The organism is Chitinophaga sp. CF118 (assembly GCF_900112615.1).
Classification (GTDB): domain Bacteria; phylum Bacteroidota; class Bacteroidia; order Chitinophagales; family Chitinophagaceae; genus Chitinophaga.
This window is the reverse complement of the sequence record NZ_FOMK01000001.1, coordinates 769,871-794,300: the sequence shown is the minus strand read 5'-3', so window position 1 is coordinate 794,300 and position 24,430 is coordinate 769,871. Positions and strand designations below refer to the sequence as shown.

At 42.5% G+C, this 24,430-nt stretch carries 21 protein-coding genes; 8 read left to right on the top strand and 13 right to left on the bottom strand.

Annotated elements, in window-relative coordinates:
• Positions 1–75 precede the first annotated feature (75 nt).
• Positions 76–1,824, top strand: a complete 1,749-nt coding sequence (locus BM176_RS03040) for a DUF4091 domain-containing protein (protein WP_090099410.1) — start codon at positions 76–78, stop codon at positions 1,822–1,824.
• Positions 1,825–2,097: 273 nt separating this feature from the next.
• Here the strand turns inward: BM176_RS03040 and ftsZ are convergent, their stop codons facing one another.
• The 13 genes from ftsZ to mraZ form a co-directional block, all read right to left on the bottom strand.
• Positions 2,098–3,774: a cell division protein FtsZ gene (gene ftsZ, locus BM176_RS03035; protein WP_090099408.1), complete on the bottom strand. Its 1,677-nt coding sequence runs from the start codon at positions 3,772–3,774 to the stop codon at positions 2,098–2,100.
• A 158-nt stretch (positions 3,775–3,932) separates the two neighbouring features.
• Positions 3,933–5,336 (bottom strand): cell division protein FtsA, encoded by a 1,404-nt coding sequence (ftsA, locus tag BM176_RS03030; RefSeq protein WP_090099406.1) that lies wholly within the window; start codon positions 5,334–5,336, stop codon positions 3,933–3,935.
• Positions 5,333–6,388, bottom strand: coding sequence for a cell division protein FtsQ/DivIB (locus tag BM176_RS03025; protein WP_143097685.1), 1,056 nt, complete (start codon positions 6,386–6,388; stop codon positions 5,333–5,335). The genes ftsA and BM176_RS03025 overlap by 4 nt, the downstream gene beginning before the upstream one ends.
• Before the next feature lie 11 nt (positions 6,389–6,399).
• The gene (murC, locus tag BM176_RS03020; RefSeq protein WP_090099402.1) at positions 6,400–7,782 is read right to left on the bottom strand and encodes a UDP-N-acetylmuramate--L-alanine ligase; all 1,383 of its coding nucleotides are present in this window, start codon (positions 7,780–7,782) and stop codon (positions 6,400–6,402) included.
• A 5-nt stretch (positions 7,783–7,787) separates the two neighbouring features.
• A complete protein-coding gene (murG, locus tag BM176_RS03015) occupies positions 7,788–8,885 on the bottom strand; it encodes an undecaprenyldiphospho-muramoylpentapeptide beta-N-acetylglucosaminyltransferase (protein WP_255373418.1) in 1,098 nt (365 codons plus the stop codon).
• 16 nt (positions 8,886–8,901) lie between these two features.
• A complete protein-coding gene (locus tag BM176_RS03010; RefSeq protein ID WP_090099401.1) occupies positions 8,902–10,086 on the bottom strand; it encodes an FtsW/RodA/SpoVE family cell cycle protein in 1,185 nt (394 codons plus the stop codon).
• Between the two features lie 17 nt (positions 10,087–10,103).
• Entirely contained in the window at positions 10,104–11,444 is a 1,341-nt protein-coding gene (gene murD / locus BM176_RS03005) for a UDP-N-acetylmuramoyl-L-alanine--D-glutamate ligase (protein ID WP_090099399.1), read from the bottom strand.
• Positions 11,445–11,446: 2 nt separating this feature from the next.
• Complete coding sequence (mraY, locus tag BM176_RS03000) at positions 11,447–12,697, bottom strand: phospho-N-acetylmuramoyl-pentapeptide-transferase (protein WP_090099397.1); 1,251 nt, start codon at positions 12,695–12,697, stop codon at positions 11,447–11,449.
• Between the two features lie 24 nt (positions 12,698–12,721).
• Positions 12,722–14,188: a UDP-N-acetylmuramoyl-L-alanyl-D-glutamate--2,6-diaminopimelate ligase gene (locus tag BM176_RS02995; protein WP_090099395.1), complete on the bottom strand. Its 1,467-nt coding sequence runs from the start codon at positions 14,186–14,188 to the stop codon at positions 12,722–12,724.
• Positions 14,189–14,191: 3 nt separating this feature from the next.
• Complete coding sequence (locus tag BM176_RS02990; RefSeq protein ID WP_090099394.1) at positions 14,192–16,297, bottom strand: penicillin-binding protein; 2,106 nt, start codon at positions 16,295–16,297, stop codon at positions 14,192–14,194.
• Positions 16,298–16,305: 8 nt separating this feature from the next.
• Positions 16,306–16,659 carry an FtsL-like putative cell division protein gene (locus BM176_RS02985; RefSeq protein ID WP_255373417.1) on the bottom strand — a complete coding sequence of 118 codons (354 nt, stop codon included), beginning with the start codon at positions 16,657–16,659 and terminating at the stop codon, positions 16,306–16,308.
• A gap of 77 nt (positions 16,660–16,736) precedes the next feature.
• Positions 16,737–17,645 (bottom strand): 16S rRNA (cytosine(1402)-N(4))-methyltransferase RsmH, encoded by a 909-nt coding sequence (gene rsmH, locus BM176_RS02980; RefSeq protein WP_090099390.1) that lies wholly within the window; start codon positions 17,643–17,645, stop codon positions 16,737–16,739.
• Between the two features lie 6 nt (positions 17,646–17,651).
• Positions 17,652–18,119 (bottom strand): division/cell wall cluster transcriptional repressor MraZ, encoded by a 468-nt coding sequence (gene mraZ, locus BM176_RS02975; protein ID WP_090099388.1) that lies wholly within the window; start codon positions 18,117–18,119, stop codon positions 17,652–17,654.
• Positions 18,120–18,574: 455 nt separating this feature from the next.
• On the opposite strand from mraZ, the gene BM176_RS02970 reads away from it, so the two are divergent.
• The 7 genes from BM176_RS02970 to BM176_RS02940 all read left to right on the top strand — a co-directional run bounded on the left by BM176_RS02970 (position 18,575) and on the right by BM176_RS02940 (position 23,980).
• Positions 18,575–19,423 carry an outer membrane protein assembly factor BamD gene (locus BM176_RS02970; protein WP_090099386.1) on the top strand — a complete coding sequence of 283 codons (849 nt, stop codon included), beginning with the start codon at positions 18,575–18,577 and terminating at the stop codon, positions 19,421–19,423.
• A 23-nt stretch (positions 19,424–19,446) separates the two neighbouring features.
• On the top strand, positions 19,447–19,788 hold the full coding sequence (locus BM176_RS02965) for a DNA-directed RNA polymerase subunit omega (protein WP_089779550.1): 342 nt from the start codon (positions 19,447–19,449) through the stop codon (positions 19,786–19,788).
• A 67-nt stretch (positions 19,789–19,855) separates the two neighbouring features.
• Entirely contained in the window at positions 19,856–21,076 is a 1,221-nt protein-coding gene (gene coaBC, locus BM176_RS02960; RefSeq protein ID WP_090099384.1) for a bifunctional phosphopantothenoylcysteine decarboxylase/phosphopantothenate--cysteine ligase CoaBC, read from the top strand.
• A 24-nt stretch (positions 21,077–21,100) separates the two neighbouring features.
• Complete coding sequence (locus tag BM176_RS02955; protein ID WP_090099382.1) at positions 21,101–22,045, top strand: type IX secretion system protein PorD; 945 nt, start codon at positions 21,101–21,103, stop codon at positions 22,043–22,045.
• A 29-nt stretch (positions 22,046–22,074) separates the two neighbouring features.
• On the top strand, positions 22,075–22,560 hold the full coding sequence (locus BM176_RS02950) for a DUF4296 domain-containing protein (RefSeq protein ID WP_090099380.1): 486 nt from the start codon (positions 22,075–22,077) through the stop codon (positions 22,558–22,560).
• 24 nt (positions 22,561–22,584) lie between these two features.
• Positions 22,585–23,280, top strand: a complete 696-nt coding sequence (locus BM176_RS02945) for a CoA transferase subunit A (protein WP_090099378.1) — start codon at positions 22,585–22,587, stop codon at positions 23,278–23,280.
• Positions 23,281–23,323: 43 nt separating this feature from the next.
• Positions 23,324–23,980, top strand: coding sequence for a 3-oxoacid CoA-transferase subunit B (locus BM176_RS02940; RefSeq protein ID WP_090099376.1), 657 nt, complete (start codon positions 23,324–23,326; stop codon positions 23,978–23,980).
• The last annotated feature ends 450 nt before the right edge of the window (positions 23,981–24,430 follow it).

The window sequence follows — 24,430 nt, the reverse complement described above, 5'->3', positions numbered from 1 at the left end:
CTGTTTTTTTTACTTCACTTTTCCCGCTATTGTTTGTATTTTATCTGCTGAAAGCAGCTAAAACCAAAACCACCTATGTTCAGTAAACTTTATTGGGCCGCCATACCAATGGCCCTTACCTGTGCATCCTATGCACAGCAGGCAAAGCCTTTGCCTTACCAGGATCTGCCAGATCCCAGAACACTGAATAAGTCTTCCTGGGATGCCGTTACGGGGCCGGACCTTCATGCCAGATTTGCCAGTGCCGACATTCGCTATGAAAAGGGTAGTGTTCCGGATGCAGGCAGTTTGCAATCCGAATGGCAGGTGAAAGCCTGGAAAGGAGAGCAGGTGCATACACAATTGTTGATATGGACCACAAAACCCTTGACTGGTACAACTGTGAGTTTACTGCCATTGCAGGATGGAAAAGGACATACTATTCCTTCTCCCCAGATCAGTGCCAGCTTTGTACGGTATGTTATGACGGATGAACTCAATAAAGATGGTACAGGCTGCGGTTTCCGTAGTAACTCCGCCGATTTTGATTCTTCCCTCGTAGAAGATGCTATTGACGTAGTAACAAAGCAGGACATACCTGCTTATACCACACAACCAGTGTGGCTAAGTATAAAAGTACCCTCAGCAACACCCGCAGGTGTTTATCATGGAGCTGTAAAAGTGGGAAAGATCACTTTGCCTTATCAGGTACAGGTGCTGGAACATACACTGCCACCAGCATCCAAATGGCAATATCATCTTGATTTGTGGCAAAGTCCGTATGCTATTAGCCGGGTGTATAAAGTAAAGGACTGGAGTCCTGCACATTTTGCAGTGATGAAACCTTATATGAAAATGCTGGCAGATGCCGGGCAGAAAGTGATCACCACCACACTGATCTATGATCCCTGGAATGGTCAGACTGAAGACATCTATGGCAGCATGATAAAATGGACCCACGAGCGTAATGGTAGCTGGTCTTACGATTATACCATCTTTGATAAATGGGTACAGTTCATGCTGGATCTGGGCATCAGTAAAGAGATCAATTGCTATAGCATGATCCCCTGGAATCTCAAATTCTGGTATTACGATGAGGTAGCTGGTAAAGACACCTTTATTGTGGCAAAACCCGGTTCAGCGGAATATGATGCACACTGGCGACCTATGCTTACCGATTTTGTAAAACACCTCAGAGCAAAGGGCTGGTTCAACATCACTACCATCGCAATGGATGAACGGACAATGGAAGACATGAAATGGACCATTGGACTGATTAGGAGCGTTGATAAAGACTTTAAAGTTTCACTGGCGGGTAGTTATCATGCAGAAATAGAAAGTGGCCTGGCGGACCTCTGTGTTGCTTCTGCTGAAGTGATCCCTGCCGATGTATTGGCTATGAGAAAAAAGCGGGGGGATATCACAACTTATTATACTTATTGCCACGAAGGACATCCTAATACATTTACGTTCTCTCCACCGGCAGAGGCTACCTGGTTAAGTTGGTACGCAGCTATGAAAGGATTCGATGGTTATCTGCGCTGGGCATATAACAGCTGGGTGAAAGATCCTCTGCACGATTCCCGCTTCCGTAACTGGGCGGCAGGGGATACCTACTTTGTATATCCAGGTGCAAGAACATCTATCCGTTTCGAACGGTTGAAAGAAGGGATTCAGGATTATGAAAAAGTACGTTTGTTGCGGGAAGAATTTACCCGCGAAAATAATACTGCAAAGTTGCAACAACTGGACGCATTGTTAGCACCTTTTCAGCTGGATGCTTTGAAAACGCAACCGGCAGCAGAGATGGTGCGGAAGGCGCAGGCCGGATTGAATGAATTATAATAGTAAATGAGGATGGATCAAAAATAGATGCAGGGCTTGAGGATCACTTAAACAGAATATCGCCTCCAACAGTGGCCCCGAATATAAAACAGGCTGTATCGTACTCTTGATACAGCCTGTTTTATATTCGGGTCACTAAAGAAGATAGCCCATCATAATAAAGGATTAAAGTATCATTTAAAGTCTGCCGGAATATTTAGAATAAAAAAAGTCCCCCGGGGAACCGGAGGAGCTTTTTTAACACAACTAAAAAACAATCAAACATCGAATAGATCAATCGGGTTTTTTCCCATCTAAAAAGGTATTAATCGTATTGATTTCTGCCTGGTTATTATGACTATCGGTTACAGTATAGTTAGAATAAAAATTTTCTGCAGAACCCGAACCGTTATCGAGATCGATATTGCGGCGGATGTATGCAGGAACGTTTTCCAATTCAGTTGCATTGTCGATGCCTTTCACATTAAAACTGATGCTGCGCAATTTTGCTACTCTCTCCGCCTGTTTCCTTTTTTGCTCTTCCATCTGCTCATCGAAGTAGTGCAATTGCTGCCCATCCTGATGTGGTTCCGGTGCCTGATCTTCTTCTCTGAATACCATCTTCATAGCTGGTGTTTCATCGGCAGAAGGGGGCGTATTACCCGGTTCTATGAAAATGGGTGAAGGTCTGGCAGGGTATCCGTTAGCTGCCTGATTTGGCTGGATAACATTTATGCCACCAGCTTGTTGAGCAGGAGGAGTTGATATAGGCTCAATGTTGAGCGTATAGTTTTGTCTTTCCGGCTGTTGAGGTGGTGTATAAGAAGTAACTGGTTGTGTTACCACCGGTTCCACCAGTCGTGGTGCCATATGATCGGTAGGTTCCACAACAGGGGTCACCTTGTTATTCATTTTTTTTTCATCACCATCGCGACCCAGTTCCATCACAATTTTTGGTTGTTCTATCTGAGAAGCATCCTGAGGCAGCTTTACCAGCTGTATTGGTTTTTGTTCAAAACCTGTAGCAATAATGGTAACACCAAGATTGCGATCAAGTGTATGATCATAACCAACACCGAGGATCACGTCGCAATCCTCACCAGCCTGGCTCTGTACATATGCTTGTATAGCATCCATTTCATCGAGTGTGTGTTCGAATTCACCCTCAGCAGATGAAATGTTGATAAGAATCCATTTAGCACCACGGATATCGTTATCATTCAATAGCGGAGATGTCAGTGCTTCCTCAATAGCTCTCTGTGCACGGTTTTCACCTTCAGCAACAGCCGCACCAAGAATCGCCACACCACCATTGCGCATAACGGTACAAACGTCGGCAAAGTCTACATTGATCTGACCAGTTGAGTTGATCACATCTGTAATACATTTAGCCGCAGTTGCGAGTACGTTATCTGCTTTTTCAAAGGCCGCTTTGAATTTCAGATCGCCGAATTTCTGACGCAGTTTATCATTGGAGATGATCAGCAGGGTATCAACATAGTCTTTCAACCTGCTCACACCTTCATCTGCCTGTGCCATCCTCTTTTTACCTTCGTAAGAAAAAGGTGTGGTTACAATACCCACGGTTAGAATACCAAGCTCCTTACATATTTTAGCAATGATAGGAGCGCCACCTGTACCGGTACCACCACCCATGCCTGCCGTTATGAAGGCCATCTTTGTATTTACCTCCAATATCTTTTTGATTTCTTCAAAGGACTCTTCCGTCGCCTGTTCTCCGATGCGCGGATTAGCACCTGCTCCCAGCCCCTGCGTTAAGTGCGGTCCCAGCTGAATTTTGTTGGGCACGGGACTGTTTGCAATAGCTTGTGCATCGGTATTGCAGATGATAAAATTCACACCCTCAATGCGTTGATTGAACATGTGGTTCACCGCATTACTCCCACCACCACCAATACCTATCACCTTGATGATGGAAGATTTTTCTTTGGGAAGATCAAAATGTATCATGACTCTATCTCTTTTATGGGTTAGTTAGTATAATTAATAATGCCCACAACAACTTATTCCTATGGTCTATCTTATGTTATTAATTATTCGCGTATTAATTACTGATTTTAAAATCGGTTGAAGCTGCAACAATTAAGCCACTTAGTACAAAATTGCTGTTAAAGCTTTGCGTCCTCTTCTTCTGTGAACATATCTATAATCTTTGTTTTCATCCCGTCAAGGAATGTTTTCAAAGAAGCATTTCTTTTTTTCGCTCTCTTTTCCTGCACCTGTTCCGCGGAAGACTCTTCCTGCCAGTCATCAGCTTCCTCTTCAATAGTAGCATTTGCAGCCTGTTCTTTGCGGAGATAACTGGTATTTATTTTAACATAGTTTTCTTCCAGCGCTCTGCGATCGTTCTCATAATCATTGTAACCTTTGAGAATGAGCCCCACACAGGTTGCATACATAGGTCTTGTCAGTTCGTCTATATGACCATTGGCAAGATGTTCGTTCGGATAACCAATTCGTGCACTTACACCTGTAGTATATTCTGTTAACTGGATCAGGTGCTTCAGTTGTGATCCTCCACCGGTAAGGATAATGCCGCCATTCAGCATCTTGTTATCCATACCTATCTGTTTCAGATGGTATACAACAAAGTCCATGATCTCACTCATACGTGCCTGTATGATATGTGCCAGGTTCTTTACGGAAATCTCTTTCGGACTCTGACCACGCAGACCAGGTATTGTGATATAGGCATTGTTTTTAGCCTCATCAGCCAGTGCGTATCCGAACTGTACCTTCATCTGTTCCGCCTGTGTTTTCAACACTCCCAGTCCGTTCTTGATATCGTTGGTTATGTTCTCTCCACCGTAAGGAATAACTGCTGTATGTTTCAGAACACCTTCATAGAAAACAGCAAGGTCGGTAGTACCACCTCCTATATCCACAATGGCTACTCCAGCTTCAAAGTCCATATCACACATTACAGCAGCAGCGGAAGCCAGTGGCTGTAATACCAGGTCATGTATTTTCAGACCGGATTTCTCTACGCTGCGGTTGATATTACGGATAGCGTTTTTATCGCCCGTAATGATATGGAAGTTTGCTCCCACCTTAACACCAGACATCCCGATCGGGTAAGTGATGTTCTGGAGGCTATCCACGATATATTGTTGTGGTATCACGTCAATGATCTGATCACTGGCGGGTATCACTGTTTTATATTGGTCATTGATCAGCTGATCAATGTCTTTTTGCGAAATCTCTGCATCCGTGTCGCTGCGAACAATGTCACCGCGTGTTTGTAAACTTTTGATATGATGTCCTGCGATACCTACGTATACTTCATTTATTTCCAGGTTAGGATTGGACGCATAGCAGTTCTCCAGGGCCTGACGGATGGCCTTGATAGTTTGGTCGATATTCAGCACCATGCCGTGCTGAACACCAAAAGACGGGGCTTTACCGAATCCCAGGATTTCCAATTTTCCGTATTCATTCTTTCTTCCTGCAATGGCAGCAATCTTTGTAGTTCCAATATCGAGACCTACAATGATGGGAGCTTCCTGATTCATGGCGTTCTATTGTTTTTTGTTGTGTTAACAGATCTCTTCACCGGCTTATACACAGCTTTCGGCTCCTTTTTATGGGGTACCGTTTCCTTTTGTACTTTCGGTTTTACTGGCGCTGGTTTGGGTGTTACCACCTTTGTCTTTGCCTTTGATTTTGTTGTTTCCGGTTGCTTTACTTCTTTCACGTGTGTTTGTACATGTGCTGTGCTGTCATGCGTTCCCACAATCTGTGCACTGTCTGCAGCTGTCAGCGTTTTAGGCTGTTCTGCACCGTTCCTGCGTGTACATACTACCTCGTTCTCATAAGCAACATTTATGCGTGAATAATTGTTCCAGCCTACTTTACTTAGTCCTTCTTTATAAAACGCCAACAGTTTGTTGAATTTCTTTTCTATATCAGTACCATCACCAAATGCAATTACGTGATCACCAAGTTTTGGTATAAGTTCAAATTCCCGTTTCGACGTAATCTGTACCTGGTCAACCTGTGCAAGCCAGAATGGATCTGCTATAATGAAGCTGCCCATCTCTATCACTTCTGCTGCAAGTGCACTATCTGCCTTTTGCAGGTTGATGGCATCCGTTGGGAAGTCAGTGAATACCGGTACCCTGGCCGCATAGCGCGAAGACACTGGTATGCGGTCTCCATCTTTATCAAAGTAAAAGCTACTGCCCAATGTCGTGAATACACGTGCTACCGGTTCCCGCTGAGTTACTTTGATATTCAGCTTACGTTGGTTGTCAATGAATATCTCAGCATTCTTTACCCACGGATCGCGTGATACGATCTTTTCCAGGTTGGCGATATTGATGCTGCTGACCGACATGCCCACAGGGTTTAATGCCCGGTCGTTTGCTATCAGTGCTTTGATATCTTTTTCTTCAATGAAGAAATTACTATCATCACCCACCAGTTTCACCACAATACCTTTACATCTGCTGGCTTCTTTATCCTGCACCGCAGCTACCAGCAATACAACGAAACCGCTCACCACTGCCATCCAAAGCAGTGTTGTGCCTATTCGTCTTAATGCTATTTTGGTTCTGCGCTGCATGCGTTTTATTATTATTTTATTTCGTCTGTAATAATGCGTTCACCATTTAAGATTTCCTGCACCGGTTCCCTGAACTGATCAATATCTCCTGCACCTGCTGTAATGAATAAAGGTACATTGTGCAATTTGAGCCAGTCCTGCACGTTCTCTTTTTCTATTATTTGTACAGGCACCTTACGGATCTTCTCTGCTATCATTTCACTGCTTACACCCTCAATAGGTAATTCCCTGGCAGGGTAGATGGGCAGTAATAACACTTCATCTGCGAGAGACAGGCTTTCTGCAAAGCCTGCTGCGAAATCGCGGGTACGTGTGTACAAATGCGGTTGAAAGATGATCGTACACTTCTTATCAGGAAACAATGCACGCGCACTGCTGATGAGTGCCCGCAATTCTTCCGGATGATGTGCATAATCGTCTATATACACCTGATAATCATTCCGGATAAGGTATTCAAACCGCCGTTTGATTCCTTTGAACTCAGCGATTGCAGCACGGATCTTATCATCTTCAATACCAAGCAGATGAGCAACAGCTACTGCCGCCACTGTATTCTCAATATTGTGTGTACCGCCAATTGGCAATTGTATATCACGGATTGTCCAGTCTTTTTCTATCACATCAAACCGATATCCACCATCTTCTATTTTGATATTGGCAGCATATACATCTGCTTTGTTATCCTGCAGGTGATACCATAGTTTGTTATCACCCTTCAGATCTGTCGCACGTTGTAATCCCATTCTTGCAACCAGGGTACCATTTGGTTTTATATTGCCGGAGTATTGTAAAAATGCTTCCTGCACTTCAGCTTCGGTACCGTAAATATCCAGATGGTCTGCATCCATTGCTGTTAATACAGCCACGTCTGGATGTAGTTTTAAGAATGAACGGTCGTATTCGTCTGCTTCAATAACAGCAACTTTCCTGTCATTGCTCCAGAAATTACGGTTGTAGTTAGCACTGATACCTCCAAGAAAAGCATTGCAACCATAACCACTGTTCCTTAGTATATGCGCAATAAGGGTAGAAACAGTTGTTTTACCGTGTGTACCACCTACTGTTATAGCAAAAAGCTCACGGGTAACTTCCTGAAGTACATCACTGCGTTTTACTACTTCGTAACCATTTTCCCGATACCATTTCAGTTCCTCATGAATAGTAGGAATAGCAGGTGTGTAAATTACCAGCTGTACCTGTTTGTCTACCATGTTCACATCTTCCGTATAATGGATTTGCATACCCTCCGCTGTTAGCTGGCGTGTAAGAGCAGTCTCTGTACGGTCATAACCGCTCACATGCACGCCCTTCTCATTGAAGAACCGTGCAATGGCGCTCATGCCAATGCCTCCTATGCCAACGAAGTATACGCGTTGTATGTTGTTCAAATCCATTTTTCTTATCCTATTAATGTCATTATCTGTTTTGCAATCACCATATCTGCATTGGTATTACCAAGTTTTCCAATGTTCTGTTCCAGTTGTTCCAGCAATGCTTTGTTTTGTACCAGGCTGAATAATGTATTTCCCAGGAGTGTTCCTGCTTCATCGTTTTTAATGATGAGTGCCGCACTCTTTACTACCAGGCTTTGTGCATTGAAAGTCTGATGATCTTCGGCTGCAAAAGGGTAGGGTACAAATATTACCGGCTTTTTTACAACACATAACTCAGCTATGGCCAGCGCACCTGCACGTGATATTACTACGTCTGAAGCCTTGTATGCAAAGTCCATCAGGTTAATAAAGTCAAACACCTTTACATGCGAACTGTATGGTAATGCTGCTGCTTTGGCAGTATCGAAATATGGTTTGCCTGTTTGCCATATCAGCTGAATATCTTTCTCAACAAAACTTGCTAACAAAGGCTGTAATGCTTCATTGATAGCTTTGGCGCCCAGGCTGCCACCTACTGCAAGTACAGTGGTTTTACCTGATTGTAACCCAAAGTGCTGTAATGCATCTTCCTTTGTAACTGCCGATTGTGTAATGTTCCCCCTAACAGGGTTTCCTGTCATCACCAGTTTGTCTGCCGGGAAGAATTTATCCATGCCTTCGTAAGCCACGCAGATCTTCTTTGCTTTCTTTCCCAATGACATATTGGCCTTTCCTGCAAAAGAATTCTGTTCCTGAATTAATGTAGGGATGCCTTTATGCTGCGCTTTTCGCATTACAGGGAAACTGGCATAACCGCCAACACCTACCACTGCATGTGGTTGAAAACGTTCTAAAATGCGGCGTGCCTGCCCCAGGCTTTTTAGTATCTTGAATGGCAGCAAAAGGTTCTTAAACATATTGCTGCGGTTAAAACCTGCTATTTCCAATCCTTCTATAGGGTAGCCAGCCTGCGGCACTTTTTCCATTTCCATTTTTCCTTTGGCTCCTACAAAAAGTATCTCAGTATCCGGATTTATCTTTTTCAACGCATTGGCAATAGCAATAGCCGGGAAGATATGTCCTCCTGTACCGCCGCCTGCTATGATAATTTTGCGTTGCATCATTTTTAATTTTTCTCTTTTAAGCAATTTGTTGTTCCATCGCCTTCGCAATCCTTTCCTGTTCAATACGTTTGCCTTCCAGTTCGTCTACATTGCGCGAAACACTCAATATGATTCCAATGGCAAGACTGGTAAATATTACTGAGGATCCTCCCATACTCACTAATGGTAGTGTTACCCCTGTAACCGGAAATATCCCTACGTTTACCGCCATATTTGTAAGTGCCTGTATCACAAGTGTAACACTTAACCCTACTGCCAGAAATGCACCAAATGCATAGGGACATTGCCGGAATATGCGAATGCTTCTTAACAGAAGCAACATGTAGGCCATCAATATCAAAAAGGCGCCAAAGATACCATACTCTTCAATAATAGTTGCATATATATAATCACTATATGCATGAGGAAGAAAATTTCTTTGTGTACTGTTGCCCGGACCTTTCCCCAGCAGTCCGCCACCTGCTATTGCAATGTTTGCCTGTTGCACCTGGTAGGGCATTTCAGTATTATCATTATTGGAAAAATGTTCAAGCCTTTTAGCCCATGTTTTAGTACGTAGCTCTATTCCCGTTATAGCTGCAAATGCAAACATCAGCAATATCAGAACAACACCTGCACCTACCATGGCAGCCAGGAACTTAATGGGTACCCGGCCTATAAAACACAATAGCATGCAACTGGCCCCCAGTAGCAATGCAGTAGACATGTTCGCCGGCATGATCAATACACAGATGATCCCAACCGGTATAATGATCGGCAGAAAGCCTTTCTTAAAATCAGTAATTACATGCTGCCGTTTAGACAACTGCCTGCTTACATACATGAAGATGGCCAGCTTAGCAACATCTGATGTCTGGAATGTCAGATTAATAACGGGGAGCCTTATCCACCGGCTTGCGTCATTAATATGAGAACCAAACGCTAATGTATATACCAGCAAGGGTATGGAAATAATGAAGCCCACCTGTGCCGCACGGGAGTAAATAGTGTAATTTACCCGGTGAGCAAAATAGATGATCAACAAACCCATTCCCAACACACTCAGTTGCTTAAACAGATAATACTCCGTATGACCTCCCTGTTCACGGTATGCCAGTGACCCTGTTGCGCTGTAAACAGCCAACAGACTCACAAGTGATAAGAAGACCACGATGGTCCATATCACTTTATCGCCCTTTGTCCTATGAAGTATACCGTCCATTTTTTCTTTTTTTTTAATTACAGTTCTCTGACTGCTTCTTTGAACTGCTTGCCTCTGTCTTCGTAATTCTTGAAGAGGTCAAAGCTGGCGCAGGCAGGAGAGAGTAATACTACATCTCCTTTGGCCGCATGCTGAAAAGCTGCTTGTACAGCATCTTTCATATTGCTGGTATCTACCATTACCGGGGTATCGTTTGACAATGCTTCTCTGATAGGTGCATTATCAACGCCCAGGCAAATGATCGCCTTTACTTTTTCTTTTACCAGTTCCCTGACAGCACTATAATCATTCCCTTTATCTACTCCCCCCATGATGAGTATCACTGGAGTTTCCATACTTTCAAGCGCAAACCACAGAGAGTTTACGTTTGTTGCTTTGCTATCATTAATAAAATCAATTCCACGCACTGAAGCTACATACTCCATGCGATGCTCCAGGCTCTTAAAGGAAGTAAGGCTTTCGCGTATCTTCTCTTTTCTGATGTCCATGGTGCGTCCTGCAATACCCGCTGCCATTGAGTTATATAAGTTATGTTTGCCTTTAAGTGCAAGATCATACATTGATACGATCACCGGCTCATCATTTACCTGGATGTTCACCTGTTCGTTTGCCATAAATCCTCCTTGCTTTAATGGTTCCATGATAGTAAAGGGTATTGTTGTTGAGTAAATAGTTTGTTTCTGTAAATAACGGCTGATCTCCGGATCGTCCTTGCAATACACGAAGTAATCTTCCGGTCCCTGATTCATTGCTATGCGGAATTTAGAAGCTACATAATTTTCCATCTTGTAGTCATAACGATCCAGGTGATCTGGCGTTATGTTCAGTAAGATGGCCACATTAGGTTTAAACTCCGTTATATCGTCCAGCTGAAAGCTGCTTATTTCCACTACATAATAATCTGCAGGAGCAGTAGCTACCTGCCTGGCATAACTAAGACCAATATTGCCTACCATGGCTACGTTCAGTCCTGCTGTTTCGAAAATGTGAAATGTAAGTGCTGTAGTAGTGCTTTTACCATTACTACCCGTTATCGCAATGATTTTTTTATCCTTACTGAAACGATACGCCAGTTCAATTTCTGAAATAACCGGTACCTGTTTTTCCCTCACCTTTTTCATCAGTTCGCTCTTTTCAGGAATACCGGGGCTTTTCACAATTTCATCTGCTCCTAATATTATATCCCAGGAATGCTGCCCTTCTTCAAATGCAATACCGTTAACAGCCAGTTCCTGTCTGTAAAGATCTTTAATGGCACCACCATCAGATACGAATACATCATACCCCTGCTGCTTGCCTAAGATGGCAGCACCTATTCCGCTTTCGCCAGCGCCCAGTATGATGAGTTTCTTCTTCATGCTTATCTCATTTTTAATGTTGCAATTGCTACCACTGCACACATAATTGTTATGATCCAGAATCTCACGGCAATCTTACTTTCATGATATCCAAGCTTCTGATAATGATGATGGAGCGGAGACATTTTGAAAATGCGCCTTCCTTCTCCATACTTCTTTTTTGTGTATTTGAAATAAGATACCTGTAATACCACACTCAGGTTTTCTACCAGGAATACCCCGCAGAAAATAGGTATCAGCAATTCTTTACGCACAATAATAGCCAGAGAGGCAATGATACCGCCCAGTGCAAGACTCCCAGTGTCTCCCATAAATACCTGTGCCGGGAAAGCGTTATACCAAAGGAATCCCACACATGCTCCTACAAAGGCTGCGATAAAAATAGACAGCTCGCCAAGGTTGGGTATATACATGATATTCAGGTACTCTGCGAATTGTATGTTACCTGATACATAGGCAAACACACCAAGACAGACTCCGATCACAGCTGACACTCCGGTAGCTAATCCATCCAGACCATCTGTAAGATTGGCTCCGTTGGACACAGCTGTGATAATGATAATCACTATGAAGATGTACAGGATGTAAGTATACTTTTCTGCACCAGGTCCCATCCAGGAAATGAGTTTTGAATAGTTGAACTCATGATTCTTTACGAATGGAATAGAAGTAATTGGTGTTTTTACATCAACAAAACGGTGACCGTCTTTCGTTACCCGCTCACTGCTGCTGATTACCCTTTCATAGGGCGCCAGTTTCTTTGCACCTATGATTTCACGGGAGATAACTACATTTTCATTGAAGTATAATGTGCTACCAATGATAATACCAAGGCCAATCTGGCCAAGTACTTTGAATTTACCGGCAAGCCCTTCTTTGTTCTTTTTGAATACTTTGATATAATCATCCACAAAACCGATAAGGCCCAACCATACCGTGCATAAAAGCATCAGCCAGATATACACTGTTTTTACTTGTGCAAAAAGGAGCGTAGGGATTAAAATAGCTGCCAGTATGATAAGACCTCCCATAGTTGGAGTTCCTCTTTTAGTATTCTCACCGGCCAGTCCCAGATCGCGGATTGTTTCCCCTATTTGTTTACGTTGCAGATATTTCACTACGCTCTTACCCAACAATAAGGAAATGACCAATGACAGCAATAGCGCCATGGTAATTCGGAACGTAATGAATTGAAACATCCCGCTTCCGCTGAAATTCAGTGTTTTTAAATAGTTGAATAAATAATATAGCATATAGTTAGTTAGTCTCTATTGTTGTTATTTTTCCATCAGTTCCAGCATCTCTCGTAATACCTGTTTATCATCAAATGGGTGTTTCACCCCGTTGATATCCTGGTATTTTTCATGTCCTTTGCCAGCTACCAGGATAATATCTTCCGGGTTGGCGAGGCTACATGCTGTTTTTATGGCTTCTTTCCTGTCTGCGATTGATAATACTCTCTTTTTAAGATGTACAGGTACACCAGCTTCCATCTGCCGGATTATCTCTGCCGGATCTTCCGAGCGGGGATTATCCGAAGTAAGGATTACTTTGTCACTGCGTTCTGCTGCCACTTCAGCCATCACGGGACGTTTAGCCGTATCGCGGTCACCGCCGCAACCCACTACCGTGATTACCTGTTCATTTCCTTTACGCAGATTCTTGATAGTAGCCAGTACATTCAGTAAAGCATCCGGGGTATGTGCATAATCAACAATACCAATTATCTTCTGCTCTGCAGACATGATATAATCAAATCGTCCTTCTGCACCGGTTAATCCACTGAGTGCCTGCAATACCTTGTCTTTCTCCTCTCCAAGCATCAGGGCAGCACCGTATACAGCCAGCAGGTTGTAAGCATTGAACTCTCCTATAAGGCGGAAGTGAACTTCCTTCTCATTTACCATCATGATTAGCCCTGTCAGATTGTTTTCAAGGATTTTGCCTTTGAAATCTGCCACTGTACGAAGGCTGTAGGTTGTTTTCTTTGCACGTGTATTCTGTAGCATCACATTCCCTCTTTTATCGTCGAGGTTTGTGAGCGCGAATGCTGTGTTGGGAAGTCCGTCAAAGAAGGCTTTCTTCACCTTTATATATTCATCAAACGTTTTATGGTAATCAAGGTGATCATGTGTAATGTTACTGAAGATGCCACCGGCAAACATCAACCCGGCAATACGTTGCTGGTGGATGGCGTGAGAGCTTACTTCCATGAAAACATACAAACACCCTTCCGCTACCATATCTGCCAGTAATGCATTCAGATGAATTGCATCCGGTGTGGTATGTGTAGCAGGTATGATCTTATCACCAATCTGATTCTGTACGGTAGATAATAATCCGCAATGATATCCCAATGCCCCAAACAATCTGAACAGGAGCGTAGCGATGGTGGTTTTCCCATTAGTTCCTGTAACGCCTACCAACTGGATCTTCTGAGATGGATTATCATAAAAGTTACCTGCAATCGTACCTGCTGCAATAGCACTGTTCGCCACCTGTATATAACATACATTAGCAGTCAGTTGCTTTGGTAACTCTTCACAGATTATTGCAGTTGCTCCTTGTTGCAGTGCTTTATCAATAAAGAGATGACCATCAGCATGTACACCCCTGATAGCAATAAAAGCATCTCCACTGCCAATGGCACGGGAGTCTATGCTCAGAGCATTCACGGTAATATCAGTACTACCATGCACTGCCTGGATGTTCACGTTGTATAATATGTCACTCAGTGTTCTCATCTCTCAACTAAGTTCTATAACGATTGTCTGATCTCTTGATAACTGTGTACCGCCTGGTATGGATTGATTCCTCACTTTACCGGCACCTTTTATAACAACACGCAACCCTGCATTTTCCAGCAGGTACAGCGCATCTTTTAATCCCATTCCTGTTACATTGGGTACAGCACCTTTATTCTGTGCCACCTGCGCAAAAGCGATTTTTTTGTCGTCCACCTTTGCACTTACCCAGCTATTGTTGCCCACATTGCCCTGCATCGGGATGTTCAATGTGTTCAGTATTTCTTTCCACTCATGCCCCTGACCATTCTTGAAAGCCATCAACGTATCTATCTGCATGCTGGCTTTTATGGGCAGTTGCTTTTCTACTGCTATCGCAAACAATTTGTCTGCCACCTCACGAAATACGGGTCCTGCTACTGCTGCACCATAAAATTTAGACGCATGCGCTTTGTTTTTGATTACTACCACGCAGGTGAACTGCGGATCGTTTGCTGGAAAATATCCAGCAAACGATGACTGATAGATCTTATCCGAATAACCACGGTTGCCGTTAGCTACCAGGGCCGTACCGGTTTTAGCGGCAAATTTGTAATAGCGAGTCCATAATCCTTTAGCAGTTCCATTCATCACCACACCTTCTAACATTTGTTTCACCTGCCTTAAAGTACTCTTGGAACAAATGCTGTCAAGTACTACTGTTGGTTCGAATTCCTTTACCGGTTTACCATATTCCATAATAGAATTTACCAGGTAAGGCTTCATCATTTTGCCGTTGTTCGCTACAGCATTGTAGAGCATACAGGTTTGTAACGGACTGACCAGCACTTCATAACCAAATGCCATCCAGGGTAAACTGGTAGCACTCCATGTTTTTGAAGCGGTCGATTTTATCACCGGCCTTCCTTCTCCCACCAGGTCAATACCTGTAGATTGGTCCAGCTTCAATTTCTTCAGATGCGCAACAAAATCGTTTGGTTTTTTATAATAGTACTGGTACGCCAGTTTTGCCATTCCCACATTAGAACTCAGTTCAAAAGCGTGTTTGATCGTCACGTTCGTTTGTCCCGGATGAGGTTCAGAATCGAATACTGTTCTGCGACCTATCTGCCATTCACCCTCATGCAGGTTTACCATGTCATTCATGGTCGCATATTTATCATCCAGAACAGAGATGATGGTTGCAAGTTTGAATGTCGAACCTGGTTCTGCTACCTGCAGGGCATAGTTCATATCTTCAAAGTAACTGCCATCCGGTTGTTTTCCCAGGTTGGCAATAGCCTTTATCTTACCAGTCTTTACTTCCATGAGAATGCAGGTACCATGTTCTGCTTCATTACTCACCATCATGTTCATGAGAGCTGTTTCCACAATGTCCTGCATGTTCACATCTATGGTAGTGATAACATCGCGGCCATTTTCCGGTTCTATATCATAACCTTCTACCGGTATGTAGGTGCCGCCTGCTATGCGGCGCATTAATCTTTTTCCTGTTACCCCTTTCAGGTAACTGTCATAGGTTCTTTCCAATCCTATGTTCTGTGCATTTTCCCTGGATAATCCTATTGTCCGATTCGCTAATAGTTTAAAAGGATTGATGCGTTTGTTTTTCGTTTCTGCTATCAGTCCTCCTTTATTCTTACCCAGTCTGAACATAGGAAAACCACGGAGCTGCTGGAACTGGTTAAATTGTATATCACGTTTTAAAAGAAAGTAACGGTCTTTGCTTTTGAAGCCTTCGCGTAATATCTGTTTGTATTCCCCCGGTGTACGATCATTGAACAGGCGGGAAAGATAAATGGACAATGAGTCTACATTGTCCTTGAATACTTTTCCATTTTTGTCGCGCAGGTTATCTGCTGCAAAATCTATCCGCACATCAAAGTAGGGGATAGATGTAGAGAGCATCCTGCCTTCTTCAGAATAAATAGTACCACGGTCGGCATCCAGGGATACATAACGGGTATGCAGGCTATCTGCTATACTCCGCCAATAATTACCTTCTACATTCTGTACAAAGAACACCTTTACCAGTATTGCCACAGCAAACAGTCCCATGCCAATAAAGCATAGATACACTCTCCACAATATGTCCTTCTTTACTTCCACTGTTTGATTTATTCTTTTTTCTTTAGTTCTACTTTTTGTGGTGGGATACTCAGTTCTTTTAATCCCAGTGGTTCCACAGCTTTACTCACTTCGCTCATTTTGCTGCGGAACATCAGTTCACTCTTCACATTCAGATATTCCCATTTCAGTTCTTTTATTTCTCTTCCCAGTTGATTAATGCGGCGAACTTTTTTCTCCGCCATGTGGCTGTTAGCGATATATATCAGTGCCAATAGTGACAGAAACAAAATAAATGGCATGTTTTGCGTGATGGCTCTGTAATTGATCCGCAAGCGCCATTCCCTTTTTTGTTCCGGTTCTTCCGGCATCACCTCAACTGGTATATTTTCTTCCTGCAACACGATATGCTATTTATACTACTAAGCCAACATACCTGTCGCATAACAAGCACATTGGCATAGCGGATTCATAATCTGGATTATATCTTTTCGGCTACCCGTAGTTTCGCACTCCGGGACCTTGTATTACGTTTTAATTCTTCCTCACTGGCAGTAACCGGCTTTTTAGTTACTAAACGAAACAATTTGGCAGGTGTTTCAAAAGAATACTGATCATCCTGCACCTCAAATTGTCCGGTCTTCATAAAATTCTTCACCAGTCTGTCTTCAAGAGAGTGGAAAGTGATGATAGCCAGTTTGCCTCCTGGTTTTAATATTTCGGCAGACTGAATCAAAAGGTCTTTCAATGCTCCCAACTCATCATTCACAGCTATTCGTAGTGCCTGGAACACTTGTGCCAGGTATTTTTGAGGATTCCCTTTAACTATAGGTTGTATAACAGATTTAAACTCATTGATCGTACGCATAGGCCGGGCCCTGCGTTGTGTTACAATTGTTTTTGCCAGGGTCCGTGCATTTGTTACTTCCCCATAATCCTGGAACATCAGATGTAGCTGGTGTTCGGAATAAGTTTGCAGCAATGAGGCCGCTGTGATGGTGCTACGTTGATCCATTCTCATGTCCAACGCGCCTTCAAAACGGGTACTGAACCCTCTTTCTGCTGTATCAAACTGCCAGGAAGAAACTCCCAGATCTCCAAGGATACCGTCTACCGGAACTGTTTTATACAGTTTCAGGAAACGTTGCATATGCCGGAAATTATGCTGTACAAAGGTGACCCTTGGATCATCTATTCTGTTCTTAAAAGCATCTTCATCCTGGTCAAACACGATGAGCCGCCCGTTTTCATTCAGCTGTTCCAGGATAGCCCTGGAATGGCCGCCACCACCAAAAGTGGCATCTACATACACCCCATCAGGGATAATCTGTAGCTGCGTGATCACTTCCTGCAGTAATACAGGCAGGTGATATTGTGAAGATTCTGCCATACTCAGTTAAATCGAAATATTATTATCTCCACCTCCCATTACATGCTGAGCCAGATCACTAAAGGATCCTGGTGAAAAATTTTCAAAGAACTCCTGGTATTTGCCTTTATCCCAGATCTCTATCTTATTTGATGCTGCTGCCAGTACGATGTCTTTTTCAAGGTTGGCATATGACATCAGGCTTTTTGGTAATAATAATCTCCCTGCACTGTCCAGTTCGAGAATAGTTGCTCCATTAAGAAAATAGCGGCGGAATTCCCTAACTTTCGGATCAAAATCATTTAGCTTACTGATCCGTTCAAAAATTGGCTGCCATTCACTCATGGGATACAAGGACAAACATTTTTCAAACCCCCGATTGATGACATATTGCTCTCCGGCGCTTTCTCCCAGCTGTTTTTTAAATCCAGCAGGTAGTAAAAAGCGCCCCTTTGCGTCAAGCGTAGCCTCATATTCACCCAGAAAACCTATCATACTTGGGGGAGAAAGTCCTTAATTTCCATTTTCTAACACAAAATAACACTTTTTCCCACTCTCTAACGACTAAATGGAATATAAATTTTTTCCACAGCACTTTTATGCTTGCTACAGTAGCTTATAGTGGCTTTTTATAGAGCTAAATGTGGATAGTGTTAATATGAATGTGGATAATTTGTTTAAAACCTTTAATATTTTGTTTATAAAATCGTAGTTGGCTCATTAGTAACTATTCTCATCAGGAAGATTCGGCCATTGAAAGATAAAAAATGGGACTTTAAAGCAAGTGACTCGTATGCAAATACCCTTATAGAAAGGAATAAACAGGGACAATACAGCTAAAAAAGCCCAATTGTGGTAAAATGTGGGGAGCCGGCTTTGACAAAATTTTAACAGCTTCAATTCCTTCCCTATCTTACATTTACATTTAATTCTTAACTTTGCCCACATTTATGCGGAAAATTCTCTTATATATCAGTCTTTTATTAGTCGTAATTGCTTCTTCTTGTAATGTGGAGCTGCGTAGAATTGAAAAAAGTAAGGACTATGAGGCCAAACTAGCCTATGCTGACAAACTGTACGGAAAAAAGAAGTACACATCAGCGCAAGGGCTTTACGAATCCCTGTTCCAGGTATATAAGGGTACTGAAAAGTACGAACCTATATATTATAAATATTGCTATTGCTCGTATTACCTGAGGGACTATGTACAGGCAGGATTTTATTTTAAGAACTACCTGGACAACTTCCCGAACAGCCCTCACGCTACAGAAATGGATTATATGCAGGCGTATTGCTATTATAAGCAATCTCCTAAAATTCCATTGGATCAAACTAATACACAAAAGGCTATTGCTGCAATGCAAACCTTTATTAATAACTATCCTACTTCCGATAAAGTGGCCGAAGCCAACCTGGTAATCGAATTATGCCGCCGGAAACTGGAAACGAAAGAATTTAATAGCGCAGAACTGTATTATAACCTGGGATATTATAAATCAGCTGCTATCTCGTTCAAAAGCCTGATGCGTAATTACCCTGATTCTGATAAGAGTGATGGTTATAAGTACATGGCTATCAAGGCTTATTACAAATATGCTCAGCATAGTATTATGGATAAGCAGAAAGAACGCTATGATGACGTGGTAACAGAATACCTTGATTTTGCCGACCATTACCCAGATAGCAAATTGAAGGGTGATGCCGAAAAATACTATAACTTAGCACAAAGTAATATCAAAACGCTTGAAGCTTATAGCAAGCCCGAGCATAAGACATCCACTTTAAACAATATCAATTAGTAAACAACATAATTCTCTGGAGAATGAGCAAAATAAAAAGAGGTCTGACCAGTAGTATTAATCCCATGGTGGAAACTAAAAGTACTACCGAGATTAAAAGCAAGACTGGTAACCTGTATGAATCTATTGCCGTAATAGCCAAACGCGCCAATCAGATTAATATATCTGTAAAGGAAGAGCTGCATTCCAAACTGGAAGAATTTGCCAGCCATACAGATAACCTGGAAGAAGTGCACGAGAACAAAGAGCAGATTGAGATTTCCCGTTTTTACGAAAGAATGGCTAATCCTGCTATCCAGGCTACACAGGAATTCCTGGAAGACAAGATCTATTTCAGAAGAAATGATGATGATCTGTATAGCTAAGTAATGACTGAAAAATATCTAACTTCATGGCGGCAGAAATAATATTCTGCCGCCATTTTATTTTTATATGCTTCAAGGAAAAAAGATCTTACTCGGCGTATCAGGCAGTATTGCAGCTTATAAAGCGGCAACCCTTGTCAGGCTGTTGGTAAAAGAAGGGGCAGATGTGAAAGTGATCATGACCCAGGCTGCCTGTGATTTCATTACGCCCCTGACACTGGCTACTTTATCAAAGAATGAAGTATCTGTTACCATCAGTGATAATCAAAGCTGGAATAACCATGTAATATTGGGTCGTTGGGCTGATGTAATGCTGATAGCTCCTGCTTCTGCGAATACCATTGCGAAAATGGCCAATGGCTTCTGTGATAACCTGTTACTGGCTGTTTATCTTTCTGCTACCTGCCCTGTTCTTTTTGCGCCGGCAATGGATGAAGATATGTGGCATCATACAGCTACCCGGCATAATATTGAAAAATTGCTCTCTTACGGGCATCAGCAATTACCAGTGGAGAAAGGTGAACTTGCAAGTGGCCTGTTTGGAGAAGGCCGTATGGCTGAACCTGCCGATATAGTAACCTATTTAGATACGCATTTCGGAGATAAAAAGCCACTTGCCGGGAAAAAAGCCCTGGTTACAGCTGGTCCTACACAAGAACCATTGGATCCTGTACGTTATATTAGCAATCATTCCAGCGGGAAAATGGGGATTGCTATTGCAGAAGCACTGGCAGCAGCTGGTGCAGAAGTGACACTGGTACTGGGGCCTACCTGGTTATCCACTACAGCTCAGGGTGTTAAGACACTGAAGGTGGTAACAGCGGCAGAAATGCTAAGCAACAGTGAGGCGCATTTCTACACATCAGATGTGGTTGTGATGGCTGCGGCTGTGGCAGATTACCGACCTAAATCTGTGGCAGATAAGAAGATTAAGAAAGGTGAAGGAGATGGGCTGACACTGGAGCTGGAAAAAACACAGGATGTGCTGCGTACACTGGGAACTAACCGACCTGCAGGACAGGTCCTTGTCGGATTTTCACTGGAAACGAATAACGAAAAGGAATACGCACTAAAGAAATTACGTGAAAAGAACCTGGACATGATAGTGATGAATTCCCTGAATGATCAAGGTGCTGGCTTTAACTATGATACCAACAAAGTGACTCTGTTTGATCGCAACGGAATAGCAACGGACCTGCCGCTGAAATCGAAACAGGAAGTGGCAAAGGATATTGTTATTGCCATAACAGGGATCATGCAAAACAGCAACACGCGGATAGTAGTATGAAAATCTGTATAATAGAATCGCAAAATGGTAAATAATCCACAATCATGGCATACGAAAGCTGGTACCGGCATCGCATGTCTGCTATTAATGTTTGCTACCCTGTCATTACAGGCGCAGGAGCTGCGGGTAAATGTTACCGTTAACAGTAACCAGGTAAGCGGTTCCGATAAAAAGATGTTTACCACCCTGCAGAATTCCATCAAGGAATTTTTAAATGGCCGTCGTTGGTCCGATGAGGTATATACTCCCGCAGAGCGCATAGAATGCAATTTCCTGCTTAATATAACAGGGGATATGGGTGGTAATCAATACAAAGCTACATTGACTATCCAGGCTACACGTCCTGTGTTTAATTCCGGTTACGTAAGTAGTCTGCTGAATATGCAGGATAACAACCTGGTGTTCCGTTATGTTGAATTTCAGCCGCTGGAATTCAGTGATAACCGCGTAGTGGGAAATGATCCCCTGGCCTCTAATTTAACGGCTACTCTCGCTTATTATGCCTATATTATCGTGGGGTTGGACAATGATTCTTTCTCTCCCCGCGGAGGTGATCCGTTTTTCAAAAAGGCACTCAATATAGTAAGCAATGCACCGGATGGTAAAGATATTGCCGGCTGGAAACCTTTTGAAGGTAACCGTAACCGCTATTGGTTGCAGGATAATCTGCTGAATGTAAAATTCAGCCGTTTTCATGATGTGATGTATCAATATCACCGCCAGGGATTGGATGTGATGTATGATGATATGTCTAAGGGACGTGGAGCTGTCATGAATTGTCTGAATATGTTATATGCCGTTTATCAGGATATCCCTAACTCTATGCTCATGGCAACGTTCTTCACTTCTAAATCGGATGAGCTACAAAAGATATTTTCCAAAGCTCCGCCACAGGAAAAATCCCGTGCAGCACAGTTACTTGCACAAATGGATGTTACCAATGCAGCAAAATATCAGCAGATGAAATAGCTTTGCACTTTATTAAGCGGAAATTTTTTATGTATAGAATTGTTATAGTTTTTCTTTTGCTGTTTACTATTGCCTGTGGACAAGCTGACAGAGTTCCTGATGGAATCCTGTCTAAAGAAGATATGCGGGATGTGCTTATCGATATGAATATGGCAGATGTCTACAGCAGTGAAAATGGCGATCATGGTATGCCATTACCGGATTCTGTCCGCCAACATCAGGTAAAAATATATTTCAGTCAGATCCTGCAGTTACATAAGCTCACGCATCAACAGTTTAAGAAGAGTTATGATTTCTATGAAAGTCATCCGGACAGGCTGAAAGAGGTATATGATATGATGAAGGATGTAGTGACTGCGGAGAAAGATGTTGTGGAAAATGAAAGTCGTATAAAAGAGTATATCAATAATCCCAAGGCGCTTTTGCCATTTGGTAAGAATGTGCTAATTTCAGATGTAAGGGATACAATAATTCCATTTGTTAAGAAAAATAAGAGGGTGAATTTCAAACAATAAACTCTCTGCTCAAAACACCAAAACATGAACAAAGTTGTAGCAAATGCCGATGAGGCATTGCATGACATCCGCGATGGGGCCACACTTATGCTGGGTGGATTTGGCCTTTGTGGAATACCGGAAAACTGTATAACTGCATTAGTACGCAAAGGTATTCAACAGTTAACCTGCATCTCCAATAACGCTGGTATTGATAATTTTGGTCTGGGACTCCTGCTGCAAACAAGACAGATCAGAAAGATGATGGCGTCTTACGTAGGTGAGAATGCGGAGTTTGAACGGCAGCTGCTTTCTGGTGAACTGGAAGTGGACCTGATCCCCCAGGGGACACTGGCTACCCGCATACAAATGGCAGGCATGGGAATTCCTGCCTTTTTTACACCTGCAGGTTACGGCACAGAAATAGCAGAAGGGAAAGAATCCCGCGTTTTTAATGGCAAACACTACCTGATGGAACTGGCATTACATGCAGATTTCACAATGGTAAAAGCCTGGAAAGGCGATACAATGGGCAATCTCGTTTTCCGGAAGACTACCCGTAACTTCAGTACTTCGATGGCAAAAGCCGGTAATATTACAATTGCAGAAGTCGAACATCTTGTGCAACCAGGAGAGCTTGATCCTGATAATATACATGTTCCTGGTATCTATGTACATCGTATTTTCCAGGGAAGTAATTATGAAAATCGTATTGAACGGAAAACAGTGAAAATGAATTGATGGGTGTGTATCCTTGTTTACAACCTTAAACCTCAGCATCAGTATGTCTTTAGATAAATATGGTATAGCTAAAAGAATAGCGCAGGAACTACGCGATGGCATGTATGTAAATTTAGGTATCGGGATTCCTACACTGGTAGCTAATTTCATCCCTTCAGGTATTTCCATTATGCTGCAATCAGAGAATGGGATCTTAGGTATGGGGCCTTATCCTGTAGAGGAAGAAGTAGATGCAGATCTTATAAATGCCGGTAAAGAAACGGTAACATTACTGCCAGGAGGTTGTTTCTTTGACTCAGCAGAGAGTTTTGGGATGATCAGGGCTGGTAAAGTAGACCTGACAGTATTGGGAGCCATGGAAGTATCTGATACAGGTGATATTGCCAACTGGAAAATTCCGGGAAAAATGGTAAAAGGAATGGGAGGAGCAATGGATCTGGTAGCCGCTGCAAGAAATATTATTGTAGCTATGATGCATACAAATCCTAAAGGAGAAAGTAAATTATTACCAGCATGTGGTCTTCCATTAACAGGTGTTGCCTGTGTGAAAAAAGTAGTAACGGAATTGGCTGTGCTGGATATCACTCCCAACGGATTTCGTTTACTGGAACGTGCGCCTGGAGTAAGTGTGGAGGAGATCATCGCTAAAACCGCAGGCCGGCTCATTGTGGAAGGAGACATCCCGGAAATGAAATTATAATTTGAAAAGACTGAAGAAAATTCAGTCTTTTTTTTGTCTGATTTCAAAGTGTCTTTTACACACCAATAAGTATTCTTCTTCAAATTTACAATACCCATAAGTGGCTATTGTATTGCGCGCCAAATAAAGCATCTTTGTCCTGTCAACTGTTAGGAATTATTCCATCCTTTTCAGCAGCAATAACTGGTATAAATCTAAGGGGCAAAAACCAAAATAAGAAATGTCGATGATGCAAAGCCATCAAAATTGTCAGTGAATTAATCAATTGTTTTACAATATTTTAGTGACACTTCACCGCGTGTCAACCTATCCTGTTTATTAAAGAGACAATTAGATACAATAACTTATTATAAAATTCTAAATATAGATTATATAATAGTTTTGTTCCTTTATTGTCCTACTTATCCTTAATCTGTGTCTATGACAAAAATTGTGTCGACTTTAGCAGTT